Annotated in this window: 25 protein-coding genes and 1 pseudogene; 11 read left to right on the plus strand and 15 right to left on the minus strand. The window is 67.3% G+C overall.

Features of this window, described 5'->3' with window-relative positions:
• Positions 1–8: 8 nt before the first annotated feature.
• Positions 9–806 carry an MlaE family ABC transporter permease gene (locus tag R2K23_RS21620; RefSeq protein WP_316512485.1) on the minus strand — a complete coding sequence of 266 codons (798 nt, stop codon included), beginning with the start codon at positions 804–806 and terminating at the stop codon, positions 9–11.
• Positions 807–1,094: 288 nt separating this feature from the next.
• Positions 1,095–2,693, minus strand: coding sequence for a fatty-acid--CoA ligase FadD5 (gene fadD5, locus R2K23_RS21625; RefSeq protein ID WP_316512486.1), 1,599 nt, complete (start codon positions 2,691–2,693; stop codon positions 1,095–1,097).
• Between the two features lie 121 nt (positions 2,694–2,814).
• On the opposite strand from fadD5, the gene R2K23_RS21630 reads away from it, so the two are divergent.
• Positions 2,815–3,507, plus strand: coding sequence for a GntR family transcriptional regulator (locus tag R2K23_RS21630; protein WP_316512488.1), 693 nt, complete (start codon positions 2,815–2,817; stop codon positions 3,505–3,507).
• Positions 3,508–3,511: 4 nt separating this feature from the next.
• Here R2K23_RS21630 and R2K23_RS21635 read toward each other — a convergent pair whose 3' ends face one another.
• From R2K23_RS21635 to R2K23_RS21645, 3 genes are all read right to left on the minus strand, one after another.
• Positions 3,512–3,706, minus strand: coding sequence for a hypothetical protein (locus R2K23_RS21635; RefSeq protein WP_126335773.1), 195 nt, complete (start codon positions 3,704–3,706; stop codon positions 3,512–3,514).
• A gap of 33 nt (positions 3,707–3,739) precedes the next feature.
• Entirely contained in the window at positions 3,740–4,177 is a 438-nt protein-coding gene (locus R2K23_RS21640; RefSeq protein ID WP_316512489.1) for an SRPBCC family protein, read from the minus strand.
• Between the two features lie 80 nt (positions 4,178–4,257).
• Positions 4,258–4,902 carry a TetR/AcrR family transcriptional regulator gene (locus R2K23_RS21645; RefSeq protein ID WP_126335775.1) on the minus strand — a complete coding sequence of 215 codons (645 nt, stop codon included), beginning with the start codon at positions 4,900–4,902 and terminating at the stop codon, positions 4,258–4,260.
• Positions 4,903–5,021: 119 nt separating this feature from the next.
• On the opposite strand from R2K23_RS21645, the pseudogene R2K23_RS21650 reads away from it, so the two are divergent.
• Together R2K23_RS21650 and R2K23_RS21655 are read left to right on the plus strand one after the other, a co-directional pair.
• Positions 5,022–5,129 (plus strand): annotated as a pseudogene (locus R2K23_RS21650) (hypothetical protein); the annotation flags it as partial.
• Positions 5,130–5,171: 42 nt separating this feature from the next.
• The gene (locus R2K23_RS21655) at positions 5,172–5,912 is read left to right on the plus strand and encodes an HAD-IIA family hydrolase (RefSeq protein ID WP_396893661.1); all 741 of its coding nucleotides are present in this window, start codon (positions 5,172–5,174) and stop codon (positions 5,910–5,912) included.
• Between the two features lie 69 nt (positions 5,913–5,981).
• Here the strand turns inward: R2K23_RS21655 and R2K23_RS21660 are convergent, their stop codons facing one another.
• From R2K23_RS21660 to R2K23_RS21675, 4 genes are read right to left on the minus strand one after another with little or no spacing between them, the layout of a single operon-like run.
• On the minus strand, positions 5,982–6,494 hold the full coding sequence (locus tag R2K23_RS21660; protein ID WP_316512492.1) for a hypothetical protein: 513 nt from the start codon (positions 6,492–6,494) through the stop codon (positions 5,982–5,984).
• Between the two features lie 10 nt (positions 6,495–6,504).
• The gene (locus R2K23_RS21665) at positions 6,505–8,274 is read right to left on the minus strand and encodes an oleate hydratase (RefSeq protein ID WP_126335779.1); all 1,770 of its coding nucleotides are present in this window, start codon (positions 8,272–8,274) and stop codon (positions 6,505–6,507) included.
• 55 nt (positions 8,275–8,329) lie between these two features.
• Positions 8,330–8,551, minus strand: coding sequence for a hypothetical protein (locus R2K23_RS21670; protein WP_316512494.1), 222 nt, complete (start codon positions 8,549–8,551; stop codon positions 8,330–8,332).
• Between the two features lie 50 nt (positions 8,552–8,601).
• On the minus strand, positions 8,602–9,183 hold the full coding sequence (locus tag R2K23_RS21675; RefSeq protein WP_126335781.1) for an HdeD family acid-resistance protein: 582 nt from the start codon (positions 9,181–9,183) through the stop codon (positions 8,602–8,604).
• Positions 9,184–9,406: 223 nt separating this feature from the next.
• On the opposite strand from R2K23_RS21675, the gene R2K23_RS21680 reads away from it, so the two are divergent.
• The 6 genes from R2K23_RS21680 (at position 9,407) to R2K23_RS21705 (ending at position 16,806) form a co-directional block, all read left to right on the plus strand.
• A complete protein-coding gene (locus tag R2K23_RS21680) occupies positions 9,407–10,621 on the plus strand; it encodes a PucR family transcriptional regulator (protein ID WP_316512500.1) in 1,215 nt (404 codons plus the stop codon).
• Between the two features lie 15 nt (positions 10,622–10,636).
• Positions 10,637–11,494 (plus strand): 3-hydroxyacyl-CoA dehydrogenase, encoded by an 858-nt coding sequence (locus tag R2K23_RS21685; RefSeq protein WP_316512501.1) that lies wholly within the window; start codon positions 10,637–10,639, stop codon positions 11,492–11,494.
• A gap of 143 nt (positions 11,495–11,637) precedes the next feature.
• Complete coding sequence (locus R2K23_RS21690) at positions 11,638–13,176, plus strand: Re/Si-specific NAD(P)(+) transhydrogenase subunit alpha (RefSeq protein WP_316512503.1); 1,539 nt, start codon at positions 11,638–11,640, stop codon at positions 13,174–13,176.
• Positions 13,177–13,210: 34 nt separating this feature from the next.
• Positions 13,211–14,626 carry a Re/Si-specific NAD(P)(+) transhydrogenase subunit beta gene (pntB, locus tag R2K23_RS21695; RefSeq protein WP_316512504.1) on the plus strand — a complete coding sequence of 472 codons (1,416 nt, stop codon included), beginning with the start codon at positions 13,211–13,213 and terminating at the stop codon, positions 14,624–14,626.
• A gap of 147 nt (positions 14,627–14,773) precedes the next feature.
• Complete coding sequence (locus R2K23_RS21700; protein WP_316512506.1) at positions 14,774–15,991, plus strand: acyl-CoA dehydrogenase family protein; 1,218 nt, start codon at positions 14,774–14,776, stop codon at positions 15,989–15,991.
• Complete coding sequence (locus R2K23_RS21705; RefSeq protein ID WP_316512509.1) at positions 15,988–16,806, plus strand: tyrosine-protein phosphatase; 819 nt, start codon at positions 15,988–15,990, stop codon at positions 16,804–16,806. The genes R2K23_RS21700 and R2K23_RS21705 overlap by 4 nt, the downstream gene beginning before the upstream one ends.
• A 90-nt stretch (positions 16,807–16,896) precedes the next feature.
• Here the strand turns inward: R2K23_RS21705 and R2K23_RS21710 are convergent, their stop codons facing one another.
• From R2K23_RS21710 to R2K23_RS21735, 6 genes are all read right to left on the minus strand, one after another.
• Positions 16,897–17,379 carry a DUF456 domain-containing protein gene (locus tag R2K23_RS21710; RefSeq protein WP_316512513.1) on the minus strand — a complete coding sequence of 161 codons (483 nt, stop codon included), beginning with the start codon at positions 17,377–17,379 and terminating at the stop codon, positions 16,897–16,899.
• Entirely contained in the window at positions 17,376–18,341 is a 966-nt protein-coding gene (locus R2K23_RS21715; RefSeq protein WP_316512515.1) for an NADPH:quinone oxidoreductase family protein, read from the minus strand. The genes R2K23_RS21710 and R2K23_RS21715 overlap by 4 nt, the downstream gene beginning before the upstream one ends.
• 7 nt (positions 18,342–18,348) lie before the next feature.
• Positions 18,349–19,212, minus strand: a complete 864-nt coding sequence (locus tag R2K23_RS21720; RefSeq protein ID WP_316512517.1) for an SDR family oxidoreductase — start codon at positions 19,210–19,212, stop codon at positions 18,349–18,351.
• A 48-nt stretch (positions 19,213–19,260) separates the two neighbouring features.
• Complete coding sequence (locus tag R2K23_RS21725) at positions 19,261–20,670, minus strand: aldehyde dehydrogenase family protein (RefSeq protein ID WP_316512518.1); 1,410 nt, start codon at positions 20,668–20,670, stop codon at positions 19,261–19,263.
• Between the two features lie 100 nt (positions 20,671–20,770).
• Positions 20,771–21,712: a class I SAM-dependent methyltransferase gene (locus tag R2K23_RS21730; RefSeq protein ID WP_316512520.1), complete on the minus strand. Its 942-nt coding sequence runs from the start codon at positions 21,710–21,712 to the stop codon at positions 20,771–20,773.
• 145 nt (positions 21,713–21,857) lie between these two features.
• Positions 21,858–22,502 (minus strand): TetR/AcrR family transcriptional regulator, encoded by a 645-nt coding sequence (locus R2K23_RS21735; RefSeq protein ID WP_316512522.1) that lies wholly within the window; start codon positions 22,500–22,502, stop codon positions 21,858–21,860.
• A 308-nt stretch (positions 22,503–22,810) separates the two neighbouring features.
• Between R2K23_RS21735 and R2K23_RS21740 the strand changes: the two genes are divergently transcribed.
• Both R2K23_RS21740 and R2K23_RS21745 read left to right on the plus strand, forming a co-directional pair.
• Entirely contained in the window at positions 22,811–23,371 is a 561-nt protein-coding gene (locus R2K23_RS21740; RefSeq protein ID WP_316512524.1) for a TetR/AcrR family transcriptional regulator, read from the plus strand.
• The gene (locus R2K23_RS21745) at positions 23,372–25,501 is read left to right on the plus strand and encodes an FUSC family protein (RefSeq protein WP_316512526.1); all 2,130 of its coding nucleotides are present in this window, start codon (positions 23,372–23,374) and stop codon (positions 25,499–25,501) included.
• The last annotated feature ends 47 nt before the right edge of the window (positions 25,502–25,548 follow it).

A 25,548-nucleotide genomic window follows, 5' to 3' on the forward strand; every position in this document is an offset into this window, starting at 1 on the left:
CTACCCCCTCAGTTCCCGGTTCCGAATCGGACACCGATGGTGGTGAGCACGACGTTGACGGCGAACAGCGCCACGACGCACAGCACCAGCGTCTCGTTGACCGCGGTGCCCACGCCCTTGGCGCCGCCCGACACCGTCAGGCCGCGATAGCAGCCGACGAGACCGGCGATCAGGCCGAAGGTCAGGGCCTTGATGACCGAGATGATCACCTCGGGCAGGCCGGTGATCAAGGTGAGCGTCGCGACATACGCACCCGCCGAGACGTTTTGGATGTAGACGCCGAAGATGTATCCGCCGACCAGGCCGATGGTGATCACCGCGCCGTTGAGCAGGAACGCCACGAAGGTCGAGGCGACGACCCGCGGCAGCACCAGGCGGTGGATGGGATCGATGCCCAGCACCTCGAGCGCGTCGATCTCCTCGCGGATGGTCCGGGCGCCGAGGTCCGCGCAGATCGCCGTCGACCCCGCGCCGGCGACCACCAGCACGGTCACCAGCGGACCGAGCTGTGTCACCGCGCCCAGCGCCGCACCGGCGCCGGAGACGTCAGCGGCGCCGAACTCGGCCAGCAGGATATTCAGCGTGAAGATGATGAGCACCGTCAGCGGGATGGAGACCGCGACTGTGGGCAGGAAGGCCACCCGCATGAGGAACCAGCTCTGCTCGATGAACTCGCGCCACTCGAATGGGCGCAGCACCGACTTGCCGGTGAGGACACACATCCGGAAGAACCCACCGACCAGTTCGAGGGGTGTGCGCAGTTGGTCGCGCACATAGCCGGTGAGTCCACTCGTCGATGCAGTCACGCAGTGACCCTTTGCCGGGTGCACGGTGATGTGCTGGCCCGCGCGTCCCGGGCCGGCGGCCGCCGGTTCTGCACGCCCCCTCCTTGGCCCGCTCCGATCAATGTGACCACCGCCTTACTACTCTCCGGCAGTAAGGCAGCCCACAGGAATGTACCCGATACCGCTTGTCCCCGGTACGCCATCGGCGCGATTAACTCTCAATTGAGACCATCGGCAATTTCCCGTCCCGTCAATCGCTCCGGATTTGCCGGGGAACCGGTGATCTCGAGGGCTTTGACCCTGCGCGGGCTACTTGTTGCCCCGGCTAAATTGCTCCCGCAGTTCGGTTTTCAGAACTTTGCCGGCCGGGTTGCGCGGCAGCGCGTCGACGATCTCCAGACCCTTCGGATGCTTGTACCGGGCCAGCCGCTCGTTGAGGAACTCCTCGAGGTCCTCGATGCGCAGTTGCTCGTCGGAAACCGCCGCGATCGCGATGGGCACCTCGCCCCACTTCTCGTGCTCGCGACCTATCACGGCCACCTCCACGATGGCCGGGTGCGCGGCCAGGACGTTCTCCACCTCGGCGCAGTAGATGTTCTCCCCGCCGGAGATGATCATGTCCTTCTTGCGGTCGACCACCCAGATGTAACCCTCTTCGTCCATCCGGACCAGGTCCCCGGAATGGAACCATCCACCCGCGAACGCCTCCGCGGTGGCCTGCGGATTGTTCCAGTAACCGGCCATCAAGGTCGGTGCGCGGTAGACGATTTCACCGACCTCGCCCACCGGCACATCGTTCATGTCCTCGTCGACCACCCGGGCCGAGACGGTCGGGATGACCCGGCCCACCGAGCCCAGCTTGCGCAGCGCGTCGTCGCCGAGCAGCATCGCCGTCACCGGCGACATCTCGGTCTGGCCGAAGGCCGCCACGATGTTGCAGTCCGGGAACACCTCGGCCATCTCCCGCAGCAGCGTGTCGGAGGCCGGCGCAGCACCCCAGGAGATGACCCGCAACTTCAGGGCGCGGGGCTGGGCACGCTGCGCGGCGCAGACCGCCTGCCACTGCGCCGGTACCAGGAAGATGCTGGTGACCTTCTCGGCCTCCAGCAGGTCCAGCAGTTGGCCCGGGTCGAACGCGCCCAGCGGGTTGATCACCACCGGGCGGCCCAGCGTCAGGCCGACCAGCAGGTTGCCCACCCCGGCGATGTGGAACAGCGGCACACCGATGAAGCCGACGTCGTTGTTGAGGTCCGCGCCGTTGGTGTACAGCATGGTCATCGTCTGACCGGTCAGGTTGGTGTGCGTGAGCACCGCACCCTTGGGCCGGCCGGTGGTGCCGGAGGTGTACATGATCAGCGCCGGGTTGTCGTTGGGAACGTCGGCGGCGGGCTGGGATTCACCGTCTTCGGTGATCAGGTCCTCGTAGCCGACCAGGCCGTCCTCGGTCGGCGAGTCGGCGACGATCACCGTCTCCAGCAGCGGCGCCAGCTCGCGCACCGCGGTCGCGACGCCGGCCAGCACCGGCTCGGTGATGACGACGCGGGCTTCGCAATCCTCCACCAGGAAGCCGAGTTCCGGCGGGGTCAGCCGGAAGTTCACCGGGACCGCGATCGCGCCGATGCGGTTCGCGGCCAGCATGGCCTCGACGAACTCGGTCCGGTTGAGCATCAGGATCATCACGCGGTCGCCGAACCCGATGCCCCGACGACGCAACGCATCACCGAGCGCCGTCACGCGCCGGTCGAGTTCGGCCCAGGTGGTGGACTTGCCCAGGAAGCGCAGAGCGACCGCCTCGGGCTGCATCATGGCGTGCCGCGTCAGCTGGGTCACCCAGTTCTGACGACGAGACAGGTAGGGCTCTTCGGCGGGCGTCTGATTGGTCGCACCTTCGGCCAACTGCGCGGTCAACGGTCGCTCCCTCTTGCTCGGACTTGCGGGAATCTTACATTTGATCAAACATTGAGTTGCACTGGTCACACTATGAGTTCAGCGGCATTCAGACAAGCCCAACCGGGCGGGAAAGGTCACCGTGAACGCACCGGCCCACGCCAAGCCTGCCGCGCGTCGCGCGCTGCGGCGCGAACAGCTCTCCGAGGAGGTCGCCGCGCATCTGCGCGCCGCCATCACCTCCGGCGAGTTGCGGCCCGGGACCTTCATCCGGCTGGATGAGACCGCCGCGGCGCTCGGGGTCAGCATCACCCCGGTGCGCGAGGCGCTGCTGACGCTGCGCGGGGAGGGCATGGTGCGCCTCGAACCGCACCGCGGCCACGTTGTGATGCCGCTGAACGAAGTCGACATCGAGGACATCTTCTGGTTGCAGGCGACCATCGCCAAGGAACTGGCCGCCTCCGCCGTCGCACACATCACCGACGAACAGATCGACACCCTCGTCGCGCTCAACACCGAACTCGCGCGCGCCGTCGGGGCCGGCGACGTGGCTGCGGTGCAGGCCGCCGAGTTCGCCTTCCACCGCGCGTTCAACCACAGCGCCGAGCGGACCAAGCTGGCCTGGTTCCTGCTACACGTCGCGCGCTACATGCCGGCCAAGGTGTACGCCTCGGACCCGGACTGGGGCGCCCAGGCCGTCGCCAACCACGAGCAACTCATCGAGGCGCTGCGCCAACGCGATGTGGACACCGTCGTCGAACTCACCGAATGGCAGTTCACCGACGGCGCGCGTCGGCTCACCGGCCTGCTCCGGGACAGCGGGATGTGGGACTGACCCGCTATTCGGCGCTGTCCTCGTACCCGTCGTCAGACAGGTCGACGACCTCGCGCTGCTCGCTGTAGTCCACCGGATCGGTCTCCAGCGGGATCTCGGTGACGGGCTCGTCGTCGTCGATGTCGGAGTCGTCGAGGCCGGACGTCTGTTCGGCCACGTCGGCGGGATTTGCCTGCGGAAGCGGATCGGAGTTCGGCATACCTACGACTGTAGGCCGAAACCCCGGCGGGGGTCAGCCGGCCAGCGCCTCGGCGCGCGCCTTGAGATTGTCGGCCAGGTGCTCGAGGGCCTCGTTGGCGACCTTCTTAACCATCATCGCCGGCACCGGGAACGTGGTCTCGACGTCCATGTCGACGGTCAGCAGCGACGTCGGCCCCATGCCGACCACGGAGAACAACTGCTCCTGCTTGGAGAAGTGCTCCCCCTGCTGCATCACGGTCTGGATCTGGTTGGGCGCCGGGTAGTAGACGGCCTGGATGTAGGTGCCCTCGTTGCCCTGGATCAGGGTGTCCAGGCGCAACTGACTGGGCCGGCCGTCGTCGTAGCGGTGCAGGATCCAGCAGCCCTTGACCTCTTCGTTCCACTGCGGGTACGCCTCGAAGTCCGCGACGATCGACAGGATCAACGCCTCGTCGGCGGCCACTTCCAGGGTCTTGCTCACGATGGGCATTGGCAGAGTCTATTTCGTCGCCGAGAAGTAGCTCAGTGACGGCTCTACTCGGGCGATGTGTACGCCGGCTACTTCTCGGCCTACTTCTCTGAGCTGGCCAGACCCAGGCCCAGGGGCGACTCGGTGCGGACGTTCTCGTCGCGGATCAGGCCGCGCAACAACGCCAGGCTGAACTCCGCGGCGATCTCCTTCTCGCTGCGCCGTCCGTGCGGCCGCAGCCAGCGGTAGGCGCCCAGGGTCATGCCGATGTAGCCCAGCGCCAGCACATGGGAGTCGCACGGGTAGAACTCGCCGCTGGCGATGCCGCGGTCGATCAAGCCGTGGACGTGCTCGTAGACCTGTGTCTCGGTCTTGCGGACCTCGGCGACCTGCTCTTCGGTGAACCACTCGGCGATGTAGGGCTGCTCCTGGAAGTACACCGCCGCGCCCTCGGGGTTCTCGGCGATCTGGTTCAGCAGCCGCAGGGTGTATTGGTAGAGCGCCTCGCGCGCGGTCCACGACGGGTCGTCGTGGACGGCGGCCAGGGTCCGCTGACCGGCCCGCTGATAGATGTCGAACAGGATCAGCGACTTGCTCGCGTAGTAGTGATAGACCGTCGCCTTGTTCAGCCCCACCACGTCGGCGACGTCATCCATCCGGGTGCCGTGATAGCCGCGGGCGGCGAACAGTTTGGTGGCTACGGCCAGCAACTCTTCGCGGCGGGTCTGGCCGTTCTCTGGCGGCATTCTCTACTCTCTGCGTACGGCGGGGAAACCCCGGGTAACCAATCAACTAGTTGGCCAGTGTAGGCAATGGGCCTGATCCCCGCTGCGCGGGACTCGCTGCGGGCTACACTTCGCGCATGGATCCGAATCCCGACTACGACGCCAGCGACGAGATCGAGTACTTCTTCTCGTGGCTGCCCTGGGCGCTGCGCGGCAACTATCCGCCCCCGGCCTACCCCCCGGTCTAAATCGCCGGCGTGCGCGCGACATCGCAATGCTGGCTCACCGACATGGACGGCGTCCTTGTCCGTGAGGAGCACGCGTTGCCGGGTGCTGCCGAATTTCTGGCGGCACTCATCGACAAGGCCCGGCCCTTTCTGGTCCTGACCAACAATTCGATCTTCACCCCGCGCGATCTGGCCGCGCGTCTGGTCCGCTCCGGGCTGCACGTGCCCGAGGAGTCCATCTGGACCTCCGCGCTCGCGACGGCGACCTTCCTCGATGCCCAATTGCCCGGCGGCTCGGCCTACGTCATCGGCGAGGCCGGGCTGACCACCGCGCTGCACGAGGTCGGCTACACCCTGACCGACGTCGACCCGGACTTCGTCGTCCTCGGCGAGACCCGCACCTACTCCTTCGAGGCCATCACCAAGGCCATCCGGCTGATCGGCAAGGGCGCCCGGTTCATCGCCACCAATCCCGACGTGACCGGTCCGTCTGCCGAGGGCCCGCTGCCGGCGACCGGATCCGTCGCTGCGATGATCACCAAGGCCACCGGCTACGAGCCCTACTTCGTCGGCAAGCCCAACCCGATGATGTTCCGCAGCGCGATGAACCGCATCGACGCGCACTCGGAGAGCACCACCATGATCGGCGACCGGATGGACACCGACGTGGTCGCCGGCATCGAGGCGGGCCTGGACACCATCCTGGTGCTGACGGGTTCGACCGTCGAGGCCGACATCGCCCGCTATCCGTTCCGCCCCGGCCGGGTACTGCCGTCGATCGCCGACGTCATCGAGTTGGTCTGAGCTCGGCTCCCCACGCAAAACGCTCGGCCGGAATACCCGGCCGAGCGTCGGTCGCGAAGTGCGCGAAAACTACTCGGCGGCCTTGACTTCCGCGTTCAACTCGGCGTCGACGGCATCCAGGCGCGCCTGCGCCGCGGCCAGCACGTAGTACTCGGCCTGCTCCAGGGAGTAGATCGCGAACGCGATCGCATCCTCCGCGTCTTCCTCAGCACGGTCGGCGGCCCGGTCGGCGCGCTTGGCCTGATGCTCGGCATGCCGCTTTCCGGCTTTCTCCCGCAGCGAGTCAAAATCGTCAGAGACCGAACGCTGCAGTTTGTGCCATCCCTTGGCGACGTCGTCGGCGTCGCCCTGCACCTGCGCCTCAGCCTCCGCGCGACTCCGCTCCAGGGAAGCCTTCACCTCACCCTCGCGCTTGGCAACCCACTCCTTGTCCCGCTGTTCGGCAGCGCGCGCGGAATCCTCGAGCGACTTGGTCTGCTCGCTGAGCTTCGCGAGTTGATCGGACAGTGCGATATCAGTACCTCTCGTCGTTGTTATACAACATTTTTCAACCCGACCGTCCATCGAAAGGTCAAGCATCATGGTTGAAGCGTCAGTCCGCCGCGGGCACCAGCCCGTACTCTGCCAGCAATTCGCCGACCTCATTGCCGGTTACCTTGTCGATCATCCGTTTCCGGAGGATCTCGGGAACCGGAATGTCGACCTCCTTGCCATCGCGCAGATGCAGCGTCGCGTTGAGGAGGCTACGAACGTCGTAGGTCGACCCGTACACCTCCGGCACGCCCCGCTCGACACCAAGTAGCCGGTAGGCCGCTTCCATTCCGGTGCGCACCGAATACTCGGTGGTGAAGATGCAGTCGCGGGTGGTCTCCGCGAACTGGCCGATGAAGGCGAAGTTCACCGCACCGTCGGGCACCACCTGCGGCCGGTCACCGGCCTTACGGGGCATGAAGAACGACGTGACGTAGGGCATCATCACCGGCACGGCTTTGGCCGCGGTGGCTGCCAGTTCCGGGATCTCCTCCTCGGGAACTCCCATGTGGTACAACCACTCCTGGGTGATCTCCTCGCCGGTGCAATCCTGCATGGGCTTCTTGACGTAGTCGCCGGGGGTCTCGACGAACAGGCCGTACACCCACACCACGATCTGATCCTTGGGTTGCTGCTTGAAGTGCGGCTGCCGGTTCACCGTCCAGCTCATCAGCCAGCTCGAGTCGCGCGCGGTGACGATCCCCCCGGTAACCACCCGGCCGGAGAACGGATCCCGCTTACAGATCTTGCGGATGTACTCCGGGATACGGTGATCCAGGGTGGTCACCGTCGCGGACTCCCATTTGGTCTTCGGGATGTGCGCACCGAACACGTCGGGATGCCCGAACGACGGATCCTTTTCCGCGATGCGCCGCCACAGATCCCAGGCCGGCGCCGGACCCGTGTTCAGTTTGGCCGGAGTGTGATGGTCGCCGTCATCGGAGTTCTCGGTCAATGACCCGATGGTGGTCAGCACCAGATCGTCGACCCCGAGGTCGACACCTCCGGCCACGCCCTCGGAAATCCAGTGAATCCTGCTGGCCTGCTTTCGATTACCGTCGAAGACGAAATCGATATCGGTGACCTCGGTCTCGAACCGGAAGGTCACGCCCTGATCGAGCAGCCACCTATACATGGGCAACACCAAGGACTCGTACTGGTTGTACTTGGTGAACTTCAGCGTCGACATGTCGGGCAAGCCCTTGATGTGGTGGATGAAGCGGTGCAGGTACAGCTTCATCTCCAGCGCGCTGTGCCACTCCTCGAAGGCGAACATGGTGCGCCAGTACAACCAGAAGTTGCTGTCCAGGAAGTCCCGGCCGAACACCTCGTCGATCCGCTTGTTCTCCATCTCCTCGCGGGTCGCGAGGAACACCTTCAGGAGTTCGTGTTGCACCTTGGCGCCGATGTCGAACTTGCCGTCGGTGTGAGCGTCCCGTCCCTGCTTCTCGGTCACCCGGCAGAGGCTGGAGTTGGGATCATCCTTGTTGAGCCAATAGAACTCGTCGAGCACGCTGTAACCGTCAACCTCGAGCGACGGTATCGACCGAAACAGATCCCACAGGCACTCCATGTGGTCTTCCATCTCGCGGCCACCGCGGATCACAAAGCCCTTCTCGGGCATCTTGATTCCGTCGAGTGCCCCGCCGGGGAGCTTCAACCGCTCCAGGATGGTGATCTGATCACCGCGCATCTTGCCGTCGCGAATCATGAAGACCGCGGAGGCCATCGACGCCAGACCGGCACCGACGAACCAAGCCGTCTTACGTTCGACACCCTCCGGCGCACGGGACTGGACAAACGAATAGTAGTTTCCTGCAGTGTATTCCAAGACTAAACTCCTCCGAGACTGAAGACAGCGCGATACGCCTCCGAACCCAGTGGTTTCAGCGACCGAGGCGCTCCTTCACCACGTCCACGCCGTCATGGCTCAGGCGGGCCAGCACCGCCGCCCGGGACACTGGATCCAGCGCCGCGATCATGGCTTCGATGTCCGCCGCCGTCGCCTTGACCGTGGACCGTTTCCGGCCGAACAGCCGCAGCACGACGACGAGCAGAGCCGCGCCTGCGGCGGCGATGACAGCCCGGGTGAGGGTCGATTCGTTCACGTGTTTCTCCTGTGGTTCAGTCGGTTTCAGCCTCGAGTATCGGCGGTGGCCTATGCCGCTGGGGCGGCTCGGCCGATACCGCTGCGCAACTTCAGCGCCTTCACGATCTGCCCGATACCGACGACGATGAGGCAGATACCGGTCACGATCGCCAGCAGGACGATGGAATCTATCGGCGAAGCCAGGACGATCATCCCGGCCAGGACGGTGATCACGCCGAGGAAGATCTGCCAACCGCGGCCAGGCAGATCCGGATAGCTGATGCCGAGGACGGTTTCGGAGACGCCCTGGAAGATGAACCCGACACCGATCCAGATCGCCAGGAACAACACGCCGAGGCCTTCGCCGAAGTTCCGAAATGCCAAGACCGCCAGCACCACCGACAGCGCGCCGGTGATGAAGAACAACACCCGGGTGCCCGCCGACTCGTCGGCGCCGAAGGCCGCCACCACCTGAGCGATACCGGACACCAGCAGGTACACCCCGAACAGCACGGCGGCGACCACGATCGAGATCGTGGGCCAGACCAGCAGCAGGATGCCCAGGACCAGGGCGAAAACGCCCCAGGCCAATGCGGTCTGCCAGAGCGCACGCAACAAACGGGGGGTGATCAGCGATCCGGATAACGACATACTTCTCCTCCGACGACTACCTCTGACAACGGGCACCCCGCCCCGTGATCGCGCATCAGGGGCAAAGGTCCGGCGCGGGCAAGTTGCCCGCGCCGGTATACATTTCGGGTCTTACGTCGAATCCACGTTTTGTTCTGCTGTATTAGCAAACACGATTTCGCACATCGGGGTGTGTCCGACCACAATTGTGGCAACGCGGTCGCGACCCTCCTATGCTTCGAGCGTGAGCTCAGTCGATGGCGACAACCAACTCGTCGAGCTTGGTGGACTGCTGGAGTCCCGAGTCTCCGAGATCGCCCGCAGCGTCGTCGATTCGGTTCGGACCGGGGTCGCGTTCTACCGCAGCAACGACATCGTCACGGATGACGATCTGTTCGAGACCGCGGCGGGCCATCTGCGCCTGGTGTTCCAGGCGTTGCAGAACGGCGCCACCTTCGACACCACCCCGGCCTCGACGACCGGCCGCAAGCGAGCCACCGCCGGCGTGCCCATGCCTCCGGTGATGGACGCCTTCCGCGTGGCAAGCCACCACGCGTGGACCCTGATGGTCGAGTTCGCCGGCGATCATCCGGAGATCAGCGGCCCGGCGCTGTTGCGCGCCACCGAGCGATTCTGGGAGGGCCAGGATCGCTACACCGCCGCGATGACCGCCGCCTACCACGAGCAGGCCACCCATCAGGTCCTCGAGGACGCCGCCGAACAAGCCGCGCTGACCGAGGCCCTGTTGCAGGGCCGTCCACTCGGCGACCACAGCCTGTGGGATGTCGCCCAGCTGTTGGGGATTCCCGCCCAAGGTCCCTACGTCGTCGTCGCCGCCGCGGTGCCGCAGGTCGGCCGACAGGCACTTCCGCGGATCGAGGTGTTGCTGCGCGACATCGATATTTTCTCGGCCTGGCGGCTGCTACCCGACCTGCAGATCGGCATCGCCCACATTGCCGCCCCGGCCGCCCTGGACGACATGGTCGAGCTGCTGCGACAAGTGACGACCACCCGCGTCGGGGTGAGCCCGGGGTTCGCCGACCTGGCCGACACCGCGCGGTCCTTGCGCTATGCGCGGGTGGCGATGGCCTCCCCGACCGCTCACGACCCGGTGGGCGTCTTCGACGACTCAATCCTTGGCGTCGCGGCCGTCAGCGCCCCGGAGGTCACCCGCAAGCTCTCCGAGCTCACCCTGGGCGCGTTCCATGATCTTCCCGCGGATGAAAGATGGGCCCTGCTGGACACTTTCGCCGCGTGGCTGGATCACAAGGGCTCGACCCAAGGTGCCGCCGAAGCACTGTTCTGCCATCCCAACACGGTGCGGAACCGACTTCGCCGCATCGAAGAACACACCGGAAAGTCACTGAGCAGTCCGCGCGAGCTTGCCGAGCTCTGCCTGGCCTTCGAGGTCGCCGCGCGCCTCGGCGAACAACGCCCCACCGACCCGTCAACCGACTAGAGAAAGTTGCACACCATGTCAGCTGCCATCACCAATGTCACCGTTCTGGGCACCGGGGTGCTCGGCTCGCAGATTGCCTACCAGAGTGCGTTCAAGGGCTGCACCGTAACCGCCTACGACATCAACGACGACGTGCTCGCCACCGCCCGGAAACGCTTCGCCACGCTCTCCGAGACCTACGCGCGCGAGGTGCCGGACGCCAAGGACGGCGCCAACGAGGCCGCCCTGACCCGGTTGACGCTGACCTCCGATCTGGCCGCCGCGGTCGGCGACGCCGACCTGGTGATCGAGGCCATCCCGGAGGTCGCCGACCTGAAACGACAAACCTTCGAGAAGGTCGGTGAACTCGCGCCAGCGAAAACCATCATCGCGACGAACTCGTCCACCCTGCTGCCAAGCGAACTCAAGGATTCGACCGGCCGACCCGACCGATTCCTGGCCCTGCACTTCGCCAATCGCGTCTGGCAGCTCAACACCGCTGAGATCATGGGCACCCCCGACACCGACCCCGCGGTGTACTCCCGAGTCGTCGAGTTCGCCAAGGCCATCGGCATGGTCCCCATCGAATTACACAAGGAGAAGGCCGGTTACGTCCTCAACTCGCTGCTGGTGCCGTTCCTGCACGCCGCGGCGGAACTGGCCGCCGGCGGTTACGCCGACCCCGCCGACGTCGACACCACCTGGCGGATCGGCACCGGTGCGCCCCTGGGGCCGTTCCAGATCTACGACATCATCGGCCTGAACACGCCGTACAACATCATGGTGCACGGCGATGCCGAATCTCAGCAGCTGGCGGCCTGGCTCAAGACGAACTACATCGACAAGGGCAAGCTCGGCATGGAGTCCGGCGAGGGGTTCTACAAGTACGGCTGACCCGCGGCGGCGCTCGCCAGGGCGGTTCGACTGCACCGATACAGCTGACACCGAAGGCAACGGGGTGCGCACGGGCGAATCGGGGTTTCCTACACTGACAACTTTATCCTCGCCCTGAACCACACCAGATCGGACCGAAATCAATGCTCATCGGGATACCGCGCGAGTCGCTGCCTGGCGAAACGCGAGTCGCCGCCACCCCTGCGACCGTCGCGCAACTGATCAAGCTGGGCTACTCGGTCCTGGTTGAGTCGGGCGCGGGCAGCGCCTCCAGTTTCGCCGACTCCGCCTACGTGGCGGCCGGCGCCGACATCGGCTCGGCGCAGCAGGCGCTCGGCGCGGAGGTGGTGCTGAAGGTCAACGCGCCCGACGAGGGCGAGATCGCCGCCCTGCGCGACGGCGCCACGCTGATCAGCCTGATCTCACCGGCGCTGAATCCCGAGCTGGTCGAGCGGCTGTCCAGGCGCGCGATCACCGTGTTGGCCATGGACGCGGTGCCCCGCATCTCCCGGGCGCAGTCGCTGGACGTGTTGTCCTCGATGGCGAACATCGCCGGGTATCGCGCGGTGGTCGAGGCGGCACACACCTTCGGCCGGTTCTTCACCGGCCAGGTCACCGCCGCCGGCAAGGTGCCGCCGGCCAAGGTGCTGGTGGTCGGGGCCGGCGTGGCCGGGCTGGCCGCCATCGGCGCGGCCGGCAGCCTCGGTGCGATCGTGCGCGCCACCGACCCCCGCCCCGAGGTCGCCGATCAGGTCAAATCGCTGGGCGGCGAGTACCTGGCCGTGGACCCCGCGGCAGCCGAGGTGTCGGCGACCGGCTACGCCAAGGAGATGGGCGACGACTACAAGGCCCGCGAGGCGGCGCTCTACGCCGAGCAGTGCAAGGACGTCGACATCATCGTCACGACGGCGCTCATCCCGGGCAAGCCGGCGCCGCGCATCATCACCGCCGACATGGTGGCCTCGATGAAGTCGGGCAGCGTGATCGTCGACATGGCCGCGGCCAACGGCGGCAACGTCGAGGGCAGCGTCAAGGACCAGGCGATCGTCACCGAAAACGGCGTGACCATCATCGGCTACACCGACCTGGCCGGGCGGCTCCCCGCGCAGGCCTCCCAGCTGTACGGCACCAACCTGGTAAACCTGCTCAAGCTGCTGACCCCGGAGAAGGACGGCCGGCTCACCCTCGACTTCGACGACGTCGTCCAGCGCTCCATGACCGTCGTGCGCGACGGACAGGTCACCTGGCCCCCGCCGCCGGTGCAGGTCTCGGCCGCCCCGGCCGCCGGCGCGGCCACCCAGAAGGCTCCGGTCGAATCGGAGCCCAAGCAACCCATGTCGACCGGGCGCCGACTCGGCGTCGCGTTCAGTGCGGCCGCCGCGATCTTCGTCCTGATCGCGCTCTCCCCCGCCGCCCTGCAGGTTCACCTGACGGTGTTCGCGCTGGCGATCGTCATCGGCTATTACGTCATCGGCAACGTGCACCACGCGCTGCACACCCCGCTGATGTCGGTCACCAACGCGATCTCCGGGATCATCGTGGTCGGCGCGCTGCTGCAGATCGGGCAGTACGACACCACCATCACCGCACTGGCTTTCGTGGCGATCCTGGTCGCCAGCATCAACGTCTTCGGCGGCTTCGCGGTGACACGCCGCATGCTCGCGATGTTCTCCCGCAGCTAGAAGCCCGCCTGCCTACCCGATCGGAACCAAATCCATGCTGGAACAAATCGCTACCGCGGCCTACGTCGTCGCCGCCCTGCTCTTCGTCCTCGCCCTGGCGGGCCTGTCCAAGCACGAGACCTCCCGCGCCGGCATCAGCTTCGGCATCGTGGGCATGGCCATCGCCCTGATCGCGACCATCGCGCTGGCCATCAACCACGAGATCGAACCGGTGGGCCTGGCGCTGCTGGCCGTGGCCATGCTCGTCGGCGCGGCCATCGGCCTGTGGCGCGCCCGGATCGTCGAGATGACCGGCATGCCGGAACTGATCGCGCTGCTGCACTCGTTCGTCGGCCTGGCCGCCGTACTGGTCGGCTGGAACGGCTACCTGCACATCGAGGCGCACCCGGAAGGTGCGGACACCCTGGCGATGGCCGCCGAGGGCATGCTCGGCATCCACTCCGCCGAGGTGGTCATCGGCGTCTTCATCGGCGCGGTGACGTTCACCGGTTCCATCGTGGCCAACCTGAAGCTGTCGGCGCGGATGAAGTCCGCGCCGATGATGCTGCCCGGCAAGAACATCATCAACGTCGGGACGCTGGTGGTGTTCGCCGCGCTGACGGCCTGGTTCGTCATCGATCCGCAGCTGTGGCTGCTGGCCGTCGTCACCGTGCTCGCGCTGCTGCTGGGCTGGCACCTGGTCGCCTCCATCGGCGGCGGCGACATGCCCGTCGTGGTCTCGATGCTCAACAGCTACTCCGGGTGGGCGGCCGCCGCCGCCGGCTTCCTGCTGGGCAACGACCTGCTGATCATCACCGGCGCGCTCGTCGGCTCCTCGGGTGCCTACCTGTCCTACATCATGTGCAAGGCCATGAACCGGTCGTTCATCTCGGTGATCGCCGGCGGCTTCGGCATCGAGGCAGGCCCCTCGGACGATCAGGACTACGGCGAACACCGCGAGATCACGGCCGAGGGCGTCGCCGAACTGCTCACCGGCGCCGACACCGTCGTCATCACTCCCGGCTACGGCATGGCCGTGGCCCAGGCGCAGTACGGCGTGGCCGACCTGACGCGCAAGCTGCGCGAGCGCGGCGTGAACGTCCGGTTCGGCATCCACCCCGTCGCCGGCCGCCTGCCCGGGCACATGAACGTGCTGCTGGCCGAGGCCAAGGTGCCCTACGACATCGTCCTGGAGATGGACGAGATCAACGACGACTTCGACAACACGGCCGTCGTCCTGGTCATCGGCGCCAACGACACGGTCAACCCCGCCGCCTCCGAAGACCCGAGCAGCCCGATCGCCGGCATGCCCGTGCTGACGGTGTGGAACGCCGACAACGTCGTCGTGTTCAAGCGGTCGATGGCCTCCGGGTACGCCGGCGTGCAGAATCCGCTGTTCTTCCGGGAGAACACCCAGATGCTCTTCGGCGACGCCCGCGACCGCGTCAACGACATTCTCGCGGCGATGTAGCGTGCGCTCCGGTCCGCGGGCCGGACCGCTCACACCGAACGTCGGCCCGCCGTCGGGCCCCCCGAGCCCTGCAATATGGTGGAGCGCGAGCGACCAACCGAACGGTTGGGGCAGGGCGAAACGAGAGGCCATCGGATGGATTTCGCGATGTCGGCGAAAGCACAGGACTACCACCAGCGGCTGACCGACTTCATGGTCGAGCACGTGTTCCCGGCGGAGGAGGCCTACGACGCCTATCGCGCCGAGAAGGGACCAAAGGATTTCACGGTTCCCCCAGTGGTCGAGGAACTCAAGAAGATCGCGCGCAAGCAGGGGCTGTGGAACCTGTTCCTGCCGTCGGAGTCCGGGCTGAGCAACGTCGAGTACGCGCCGCTGGCCGAGATCAGCGGGTGGAGCACCGAGATCGCCCCCGAGGCCATCAACTGCGCGGCGCCGGACACCGGCAACATGGAGACCCTGCACCTGTTCGCCACCGAGGAACAGCGCAAGCAGTGGCTCGAGCCGTTGCTCGCCGGTGAGATCCGGTCCGCGTTCTCCATGACCGAGCCCGCGGTGGCCTCCAGCGATGCCCGCAACATCCAGACCGCGATCGTCCGCGACGGCGACCACTACGTCATCAACGGCCGCAAGTGGTGGACCTCGGGCGCCAACGACCCGCGCTGCAAGATCCTGATCGTGATGGGCCGCACCAATCCCGACGCGGCCAGCCATCAGCAGCAGTCGATGATCCTCGTGCCTGTCGACACCCCCGGCGTCAAGATCCTGCGCTCGACAAGCGTTTTCGGCTGGCAGGACCAGCACGGGCACGCCGAGATCGTCTACGACAACGTCCGCGTCCCGGCGTCGAACCTGCTGGGTGAGGAGGGCGGCGGTTTCGCGATCGCGCAGGCCCGGCTCGGACCCGGTCGCATTCACCACTGCATGCGGGCGATCGGCGTGGCCGAGCGCGCGCTGGCGCTGATGGTCGACCGCGTCCAGACGCGCATCGCCTTCGGCAAGCCGCTGGCCGAGCAGGGCATGATCCAGCACTCGATTGCGGTGTCGCGCAACGAGATCGACCAGGCCCGCATGTTGTGTCACAAGGCCGCCTGGGTCATCGACAAGGAAGGCAACAAGGCCGCCCACGGCCTGGTCTCCCAGATCAAGGCCGTCGCCCCGCAGATGGCGTGCAACGTGATCGACCGCGCCATCCAGGTCCACGGCGGTGCCGGGGTTTCCGACGACACGGTGCTGGCCCGGATGTACGGCTGGCAGCGCGCCATGCGGATCTTCGACGGCCCCGACGAGGTGCACCTGCGCACCATCGCGCGCCACGAGCTAGGCCGGGAGAAGAGCCCGCTGGCCGCGGCGGTCACCCCGAAGTGACCAAGGAGCTGTCGGGCGGCTGGAACTTCCGCGACGTCGCGGATTCGACCGGGGGTGCGGTGCGCCCCGGTCGGCTCTTCCGCGCCGGTGAGCTGACCAAGCTCGACGACACCGGGGTGGCGCAGTTGGCCCAGCTGGGCGTCACCGACGTTGCCGACCTGCGCAGCGGTCGCGAAGTCGAGCGGCACGGCGCCGACCTGGTGCCCGACGGCGTCAAGGTCCATCTGCTGCCGTTCGTGGACGTGGTGGCGGCGGTAGACGGCGGCGACGACGTCGATGCGCCGCACGAGCAGGCGTTCAAGCGCCTGATGACCGAAAAGCCCGACGACGAGTCGCCCGTCGATGCGGCGAAGCGGTACATGACCGAGTCCTACACGGCCTTCGCCAAGGCGCCCGGGGCCGCGCGTGCGGTGCACCGGACGGCGACGCTGCTCGCCGACGGTGCCTCGGTGCTCACCCACTGCTTCGCCGGCAAGGACCGCACCGGCTTCTCCGTCGCCGTCATCCTCGACGTCACCGGGGTCGAACGCGACGCCATCATGAACGATTACCTGCACAGCAACGCCGCCGCGCCGCAGCTGCGCGAGCAGATTCTGGGAATGATCCGCAACCGCTTCGACGGTGAGCTCCCCGCCGACGCCGCGGAGTTCACCGCAGCCCGGCTGTCCGACGACGTGCTGGGCGTCCGGCCGGAGTACCTGGACACCGCGCTACGGATCGTCGAGGCCGACTACGGGTCGGTGCGCGGCTACCTGGAATCCACCGGGGTCACCGACGATCAGCTGTCCCGGCTGCGAACGGCGCTGCGGGGCTGATCGTCCCCCGCACTCCGGTGCGCCCGGTCCCGGCCGAAGCCCTGCTTTCGGCGTGAAAATCCACGCCCAGTATGGAAAATCGCGCCGAAATCACCAGAAGAGGACGGCGCAGGCCCACACGATGGTCGAGGCCAGCACGCCGACAAGTTCCACGCCGATGGACAGCAACGCGCCCTTGACGGCGTGCACGGTGGACACCCAGGCCCGAGTCGCGTCCCGGCCAGAGGCCAACTCGGCGACGAACACCCCCGCGACGAAGCCGATGAGCAGGCCGATGATCGGGATGACGAAGAACCCGACGATGCCGCAGACCGCGCCGATGACCAGCACCGACGTCCGCACCTGCGCCTGCCGCATGCGTTTGACGGGCCACAGGTACTTGATGACCTCGGCGGTGAGGAACAACGCCGTGACGATGCCGAGGGTCACCCAGCCCACGGTGGTGCGCTCCACCAGCGCCCACACCAGGATCGAACCGAACACCAGCAGCGCGCCGGGCAACACCGGCAGGATGATGCCGGCCAGCCCGATGGCGATGGCCAACGCGACCAGCGCGATGCCGAGGGTGCTCACGGCTCCAGGACGAGCTTGCCGAAGACGGCGCCGTCGGCCAGTGCCTCCAGGGCCGCCGAGGCCTCGGACAGCGGGAAGCGCATCGGCGGGGGCGGCCGCAGCCCGGCGGAAACCAGCTTGTTGAGCCCGGCGGCGAACACCTCCGCCGAGGCCGGGTCGCGGTTGATGTACTCGCCGTAAGCGACGCCGAGCACGCCGACGTTGCGCAGCAGCAACCGGTTGACCTTGATGGTCGGGATGCCGCCGGCGGCGAAGCCGATCACCAGCAGCCGACCGTCGGTGGCCAGGGTGCGGATCGCGTCGTCGAACACCTCGCCGCCCACCGGGTCGACCACCATGTCGACACCGCGGCCGTCGGTCGCGTCGCGTACCGCCTGCGCCCAGCCTTCGGTCAGCGGGACGACGGCATCCGGGCCCAGCGAGCGCACGAACTCGACCGCGCTCTCCCGGTTGACCGCCGCGATGACCCGCGCTCCCATCGCCTTGGCGATCTGGATCGCGGCGGTGCCCACCCCGCCGGCCGAACCGAGCACCAGCACCGTCTCCCCCGGACGCAGCGCGGCGCGCCGCTCGTAGGCGAAGTACATGGTGTTGTAGTTGACCAGAAGCGAAACCGCTTCGGCGTCATCGAGTTCGGCGGCGCTGGGCCGGACCGCGGAGACCGGCACCGCGACCTGCTCGGCGTACCCACCGAGCAGGGTCGAGGCCGAAACCCGCTGCCCCACAGTCAATCCGGAACCTTCGGGGGCCGCGGCCACCACGCCGGCGATCTCCATGCCCGGGGTGAACGGCGGCGGCACCTTCAGTTGGTATTCGCCCTTGGTGAGCAGCAGGTCGGGGAAACACACCCCCGCCGCCCGGACGTCGACCAGGACTTGATCGGGGCCGGGCGAGACGTCGGGCACGTCCGTGTAGGACATGCCCGACGGCCCGGAAAGCTCTTGTACTACGCAGGCTTTCATGTATCAGTCAGCGCAGGTTGAAGGAAGCCGGTTTGGCAGCCGACAGGTCGTCGATCTCCGACCAGCGGGCAGCGACATCGTCGACCGACGGCGCCGAGCTGAAGGTGACGCCCTCGTTCTGGAACAGCGCGGTGCGCTGCACCTTGCCGCCGCCGACGATGAACACCGAGGCGCTGTCCGGCACCTCTTCGGTGCACAGGTAGGCCACCACCGGCGCGACGAACTCCGGCTTGAGGTTCTTGAGCACCTCCGGCGGCAGGATGTCCTCGGTCATCCGGGTCGCGGCGATCGGGGCGACCGCGTTGGCCTTGATGTCGTACTTGGCGCCCTCCTGGGCCAGCGTGTTGATCAGGCCGACCAGGCCGAGCTTGGCCGCACCGTAGTTGGCCTGCCCGAAGTTGCCGAACAGCCCGCTGGTGGAGGTCGCGACCACCACCCGGCCGAAGCCCTGCTCGCGGAAGTGCGGCCACGCGGCACGGATCACGTTGTAGCCGCCGTAGAGGTGGACCTTGAGCACCGAGTCCCAGTTCTCGAAGCTCATCTTGTGGAAGGTGCCGTCCCGCAGGATGCCGGCATTGCTGACAACGCCGTCGACCTTGCCGAACTCGTCGAGCGCGGTCTTGATGATGTTCTCCGCACCCTCGGACTCGGCGACGCTGTCGTAGTTGGCGACGGCACGGCCGCCGGCCGCCTTGATCTCGGCGACCACCTGGTCGGCCATGGCCGAACCGGAACCGCTGCCGTCGCGGGCTCCACCGAGGTCATTGACGACCACCGCGGCACCTTCGCGGGCCAGCGTCAGCGCGTACTCGCGCCCCAGGCCGCCACCGGCACCAGTGACAACGACAACACGATCCTGCACTCCGGGCATGAACTTCCTCTCTCGATTTTTCCCAACGGGTCCGGCGCGGATCGGCGCTCAGAACAGCCGTCGCGCCATCTTCCACGCCTTCTCTGTATACGGCGGGTAGATCATCGAGATTAAGTCAGGGCGGGTTGGCTTGGTCATCACGGTCTTGTGATGGCTGAATTCCTCGAAGCCGAACTTGCCGTGGTAAGAGCCCATCCCGGACGGGCCGACACCGCCGAACGGCAGTTTGGAGGTGGCGAAGTGGAACAGCAGCTGGTTGATCACCATGCCGCCGGCGGGCACCTCGCGGATCACGCGTTCCCGGACCGCCTTGGTCTTGGTGAACAGGTAGGCGGCAAGCGGCTTGGGCCGCGCGTTGACGAATTTGATTGCCTCGTCGAGGGATTGCACCGTCACGATCGGCAGGATGGGCCCGAAGATCTCGTCGGTCATCAGCGACTCTTCGGGATCCGGGTCGACCACCAGCGTCGGCTGGATCTTGATGTTGGCGGGGTCGGAGCCGCCGCCGAGGGCCACCTGGCCCTTGGTCTCCGCCAGCGCCTTGGTCAGCCGCGCGAAGTGGCGCTCGTTGACAATGCGCTTGCCCTCGGGGTTCTTCGACTCGAACTTGGTGACAGCCTTGGTGATCTCGTCGACCAGCTTGTCCTTGATGCTGGCGTCGGCCAGCACGTAGTCGGGGGCGATGCAGATCTGGCCGGAGTTGATCAGCTTGGTCCAGGCGATGCGCTTGGCCGCGATCTCGACGTCGGCGTCGGCCGTCACGATGACCGGGCTCTTTCCGCCGAGTTCGAGGGTGACCGGGCTCAGATGCGCCGCCGCACTCTGGTAGACCTTGCGACCGATCTCGGTGCCCCCGGTGAAGAACACGTGGTCGAAGCCCTGCGCGATGAGTTCCTGGCTGACCGCGCCGTCGCCCTCGACGACCACGATGGCCTCCGGGTCCAGGTAGCGCGGCACCAGCTCGGCCATCACCGCGGACGAGGCCGGTGCCACCTCGGACGGCTTGAGCACGACGGTGTTGCCGGCGGCGATCGCGCCGACGGCCGGGCCCAGCGTGAGGGCGAACGGGAAGTTCCAGGCGCCGATGATCAACACGGTGCCGTAGGGCTCGTACTCGACCCAGCCCCGCCCGGGAAGCTGTGAGGATTCCAGCAACCGGTAGCGGCGCTTGGCCCACTTGCCGACGTTCTTGGCGGCGTTCTTGGCCTCACCGGCGGTGCTGGCGATGTCGGCCAGCCACGCCTCGAACGGCGCGCGTCCCAGGTCCTTGGCCAGCGCGTCGGCGATCATCGACTCGTTCTCGACGACCAGCTTCTCCAGCGCGCGCAGCTGACGCTTGCGCCATTCGATGTCGCGGGTGCGCCCCGTCGCGTAGGCCTTCCGGACGCCCGCGACGACGGCCGGAATGTCCACGGCGCCGGCGGCGGGGATGGCTTCTTTGGAAACTTCGGTGGTCACGGCATGCCCTTCCTGACGTTGCGGAGGCTTTGTGTCCCTGGGCGCCATGGTAGCCAACCACCTGGTTGGGCGACAGGCCGCGGTCGGGCGGCCTGCGCGATCAGCCGCGTTCGGCGACGACGAAGTTCGAGAAGGCGTCCTGGTCGTCGGTCATCGGCACACCGTCGACCCAACGGTCGAGGCGGCGCATCTCGTCGGTGGCCGCGGTCGCGGTGGCCCGCCAGTCGTGGGCGTTGAGCCATTCGTCGAGCTCAGCGCGGTCCGGATCGTTGTAGACCAGGTCGGCGATGTCGAGGTCGGGTCGCTGGAGGTCGAGCGCCTGCGCGACCCGCTCGAACCGCTGCTGCATTTCCTCGCGGCGGTCCATGGAGTGCTTTCCGGCGGTCTCGGCGGCGATCCGGCTGCCCGGGGCGCTCAGGGCGCCGATGTTCTCGAACAGCCGGTCCTGCGCCTCGGCGGGCAGGTACATCAGCAATCCCTCCGCCAGCCAGGCGGTGGGCTGGGTCGGATCGAACCCGGCCCGGCGCAGTTCGGCCGGCCAGTCGAAGCGCAGGTCGACGGCCACCTCGACGCGCCGCGCGGTCGGGGCCGCGCCGTGCTCGGCAAGCTTGGCCGCCTTGTACTCGAGGACCTTGGGCTGGTCGATCTCGAAGACCCGGGTGCCATCCGGCCACGGCAGTCGGTAGGCGCGTGAGTCCAGGCCAGAGGCCAGGATCACCATCTGCCGAATTCCGGCGGCGGCGGCCTCGGTGAAGAACGCGTCGAAGAAATTGGTGCGCACGGCCTGGTAGTTGCGCATGTGCCGGAAGATCGCGGCGGCCTCGGCGTCCACTCCGGCCACCCGTTCGATGACGTCCTCTTCCAGCAAGTTCTGCCAGGGGAGTCCCGATACGCCGTCGACGAGCAGACGCGCGTACGGGTCGTTGATCAGCGAGTCCTGGCTCTCGGTGTCGGCCGCGCGTGCGGCAGCCACCATGACGGCGGTGCTGCCGACGCTGGTCGCGATGTCCCAGCTGTCGTCGTCGGTGCGAAGTGCGCCCATGATCAATCCCTGTCCTACAGCGAAAAGTTCCGCCGCCATCCTACCGAATAAACTTAGCCAACCTATCGGTACCGAGTGCAGCAACACGGGCCCTGGCCACGAAACCCGTTGCCACACAGGGACTTACATTCCGGAGTGGCTGCCGTCACTTTGCCGGCTTGAGCCGCCACAACCGGTGCTCGAGCAGTAACTTGAGTTGATCGGTGATCCGCTCGAGCTGCTCGTGATCGCCGACGAATCCGGCATAGAAGCCCATCCCCCAGAACACCGCGACCAGCATCTCCACCAGCGAGGTGACATCGGTGTCCGTGGTCAACTCCCCGGCCTTGATCGCCTCGTTGACGGCCCACGCCACAAAGTCGCGCGAGCCCTGTAGCGCATCGTTGCCGTCCTGGCGCAGTTCCGGGTGCCGCTGGGATTCCAACACCGCCGCCACCATAAAGGCCGCCGCGGAGCGATCTTCGGAGTCGGCCTGAACCGCGGCGACCAGGAAAGCCTCCAGCCGGCCCACCAGGGTGGTCGCGGTCTGCGCCCGCTCCACACCGGCGGCGATGACCAGGGCGTTGGTGCGTTCCACGACCTCGGCGAACAGGGCTCGCTTGTTGGGGAAGTAGTGGTTGATGGCGGGTCGGGTCAGATCGGCGCGCAGGGCGATTGCCTGGAAAGTCGCCGCGTCGTAGCCCAATTCACTGAAGACCTGGCGAGCGGAGCGCAAAATTCGCTCCCGCGTCTCCGCCGCCTTTGCTGCGGGGGGCCGACCCGGGCCCCGGCGACTAGCAGTATGCGGCACAGTCAAATTGTGCCACAGGTCACCGGTCAATCCCCGCGGAGGTTCACTGAAGGCCCGAATATGACGGATCCGTAAGCGGATCTACCTGCGGTCGAAGAAAAACGGAGCCACAACCCGCATTTGCCGACTATTCCCGCAGCAAAGCCGAACGCCGAAGTTCGGCCGAACCGGTCGCCGCAACCCCGATTTCGCTGTCGCACCACCCGTTCGGCAATTCGCGACGTCGCCGCATAGACAGCGAGCCGGGCGTGGTTTGCCGTCGCCAAAGTGGGTGCGCGGGGACCCCGGAGCGAACTAGGGTTTACGAAATGGCGACCTTCGTCTCCCGGGAAGCGTATTTCGACGCCGGTCTCGAGGTGTTGGCCGAACTGGGCTATGGGGGGCTGAAGTTAGCCCAGGTGTGCGGTCGCCTCGGCGTCACCACGGGATCCTTCTATCACTACTTCCCCAGCTGGTCGGCCTACACCAGTGACCTGGTGGAACACTGGCAGAACGGCTTGACCGGCCAGCGTGTGGCACGCCTGCGCAACGAGCCCGATCCGCGGCGTCGCATCGACGGCGTCGTGGAGGTCGGCCTGAACCTGCCCCACGGCACCGAGGCCGCAATCCGCACCTGGAGTTCGATCGATCCCCGCGTGCGGCAGGCCCAGGAGGTGGTGGACCGGCAGCGCTTCGACGTGCTGCGCGAGGCCGCCTTCGAGATCTTGGGTAATGACCGCGGCGCCCAGGTGTTCGCCAGCACCGCGGTGTACCTGCTGGTGGGGTACGAGCAGTGCACGCTGCCCCCGGACCCCGAGGGCCTGGAGTGGATCACCGTCCAATTGCTCGACGCATTGGATGCGGGGCGGTTCACGACCGTGCCCGAATAGATGCTCCGCTACGCCAGGAGCATTCGGGGCCGACTCGTCGACCGGTTCGAGAACCGCGATCCCGAGCGCGATGCGCTGCGCCGCGCCGCCCGCGCCGGGTTGATGATCCCGGCGGCCGCGGCGGTCGGTTTCCTGGTGGGCACCGGCGAGACCCCCATGTACGCCATCTTCGGCTCCATCGCGCTGCTGATCACCGCCGACTTCCCCGGCAACCGGCCCGGCCGCGCCGTGTCCTACGCGGGACTGGGTCTCATCGGCGCCGCCCTGATCACGCTGGGCACATGGGTCACCCCCCACGCGTGGCTGGCCGTGGCCACCATGTTCGTCCTCGGTGCCGTCATCACCTTCGCCGGCGTGCTGAGCACCGCGATCGCCGCCGGACAGCGCGCGACGTTGATGACGTTCGTGCTGCCGGTCTGCACCCCCACCGGCCCCATCGACGACCGGCTGCTCGGCTGGGGTATCGCACTGGCCGTGTGCGTGCCGGCCGCGCTGTTCGTGTTCCCGCCGCGCCACCACGACGATCTGCGCCGCCACGCCGCGCACGTGTGCGCCACGCTGGCCGACCGACTCGAGGGCCGCGCGAGCGCCAGGGACCTCAACACCGCGATGAACACGCTGTACGCCCACTACCTCGACGGTGATTTCCGCCCGGTGGGCCTGACCGCGGGCAGCCGCGCGCTGGTCCGCGTGGTCGACGATCTCGGCTGGCTGACCGACCGGACGCGCGACGAGACCGCGGCCACCCTCGGCGTCATGGCGGGACCGTCGGTGCGGGTGCTGCGTGCCTGCGACCGGCTGCTGCGCATCACCCGGGTCGCCGACCGTGCCGCCAGTCGCGCCGAACTCGACGCGGCGCTGGCCGAGCTGCGGTCGGTGGCGCGCGGCCGATACCGCGAGGACGTCGCCGAGGTGCTGCGCTCCGACTGCGACGAGAGCGCCATCGTCGTGGGTGCCCGGCTCCTGCAGCGTCGGACGTTCGGGGCCACCGTGATGACCACCGGCCGCGTGATCGCGGGTGCAGCCGCCGCCGATGCGCGCCCGGTCCTGATGCGGGTGCTCGGACGGCAGCTGCCCGAGACCGGGGCGGCCGTGCGGGTGCTGTCCGAGACCCAGGCCGTCACCACCATTCCGTCCGGCTACCTGGCCACCCGCGCGACGGTGGTCCGCAGCAGCCTCCGCACCGGCCTGGGGCTGGCCGCCGCCGTCGCCACCACCCACCTGTTCCCGGTCGAACAAGGCTTCTGGGTGGTGCTGGCGGCGTTGTCGGTGTTGCGCAGCACGGCGTTGACGACGGGAACCAAGGTCTTTCGCGCCGTCAGCGGGACGGTGGCGGGCTTCGTCATCGGCGCGGTGCTCATCGAATTGCTGGGGGTCGAGCCGGCCGTCCTGTGGGTAGCGCTACCGGTGGTGGCGTTCGTCGCGGCCTACGTGCCCGAGATCGCGTCGTTCGCGGCCGGGCAGGCGGCCTTCACCATGCTGGTGCTGATCGTGTTCAACCTCATCAATCCGACCGGCTGGCAGGTCGGATTGGTTCGGATCGAGGACATCGTCGTCGGCGGCGTGGTGGGTCTGGTGGTGTCCCTGCTGCTGTGGCCCCGGGGATCGGGTCGCGCGGTGTCGGCCGCCATCGACGCCGCCTTCGTGGTGGGTACCCGCTATCTGCGCACGGCGGTCTCGCGGGTCACCCACGGCACCCCCGCCGCCGCGGTGGACGAGTTGAGCCATCAGGCACTGACCGCGTCCCGCACCGTCGACAGCGCTGTGCGGCAGTATCTTTCGGACAACGGCGGCACGCCGGATCGGCGCGCCCCGGTCATCCGTCGGGCCAACCGCGCGATTCGACTGCGCGGGGCGGCCGACCTGATCGCGGACATCCCCACGCTGCCCGCGCCGGACTCCTACCCGAACGCGCGCACGGTGCTGGATGCGCACGCCACGCTGGTCACCGACCGGATGACGGGCCGGACCGACCGCCCGCTCGAATCCACCGGCCTGTCAGAGCATTTCATCACCGCGCTGCGTGCCGAGTCCGCGGCCGCCGAACACCCCGTGGCCGACGCGCTACCCCTGGTGACCGTCGCCGCCAACCTCGGTGAGCTGCAGCTGCTCTACCCCGCCAAGGACTGAGGCAAGCACCCGCCACCCACCCGCCCAAACGTCCCTTTGGGCCGGAA

Source organism: Mycolicibacterium sp. MU0050 (genome assembly GCF_963378085.1).
In the GTDB taxonomy this organism is placed as follows: domain Bacteria; phylum Actinomycetota; class Actinomycetes; order Mycobacteriales; family Mycobacteriaceae; genus Mycobacterium; species Mycobacterium wendilense.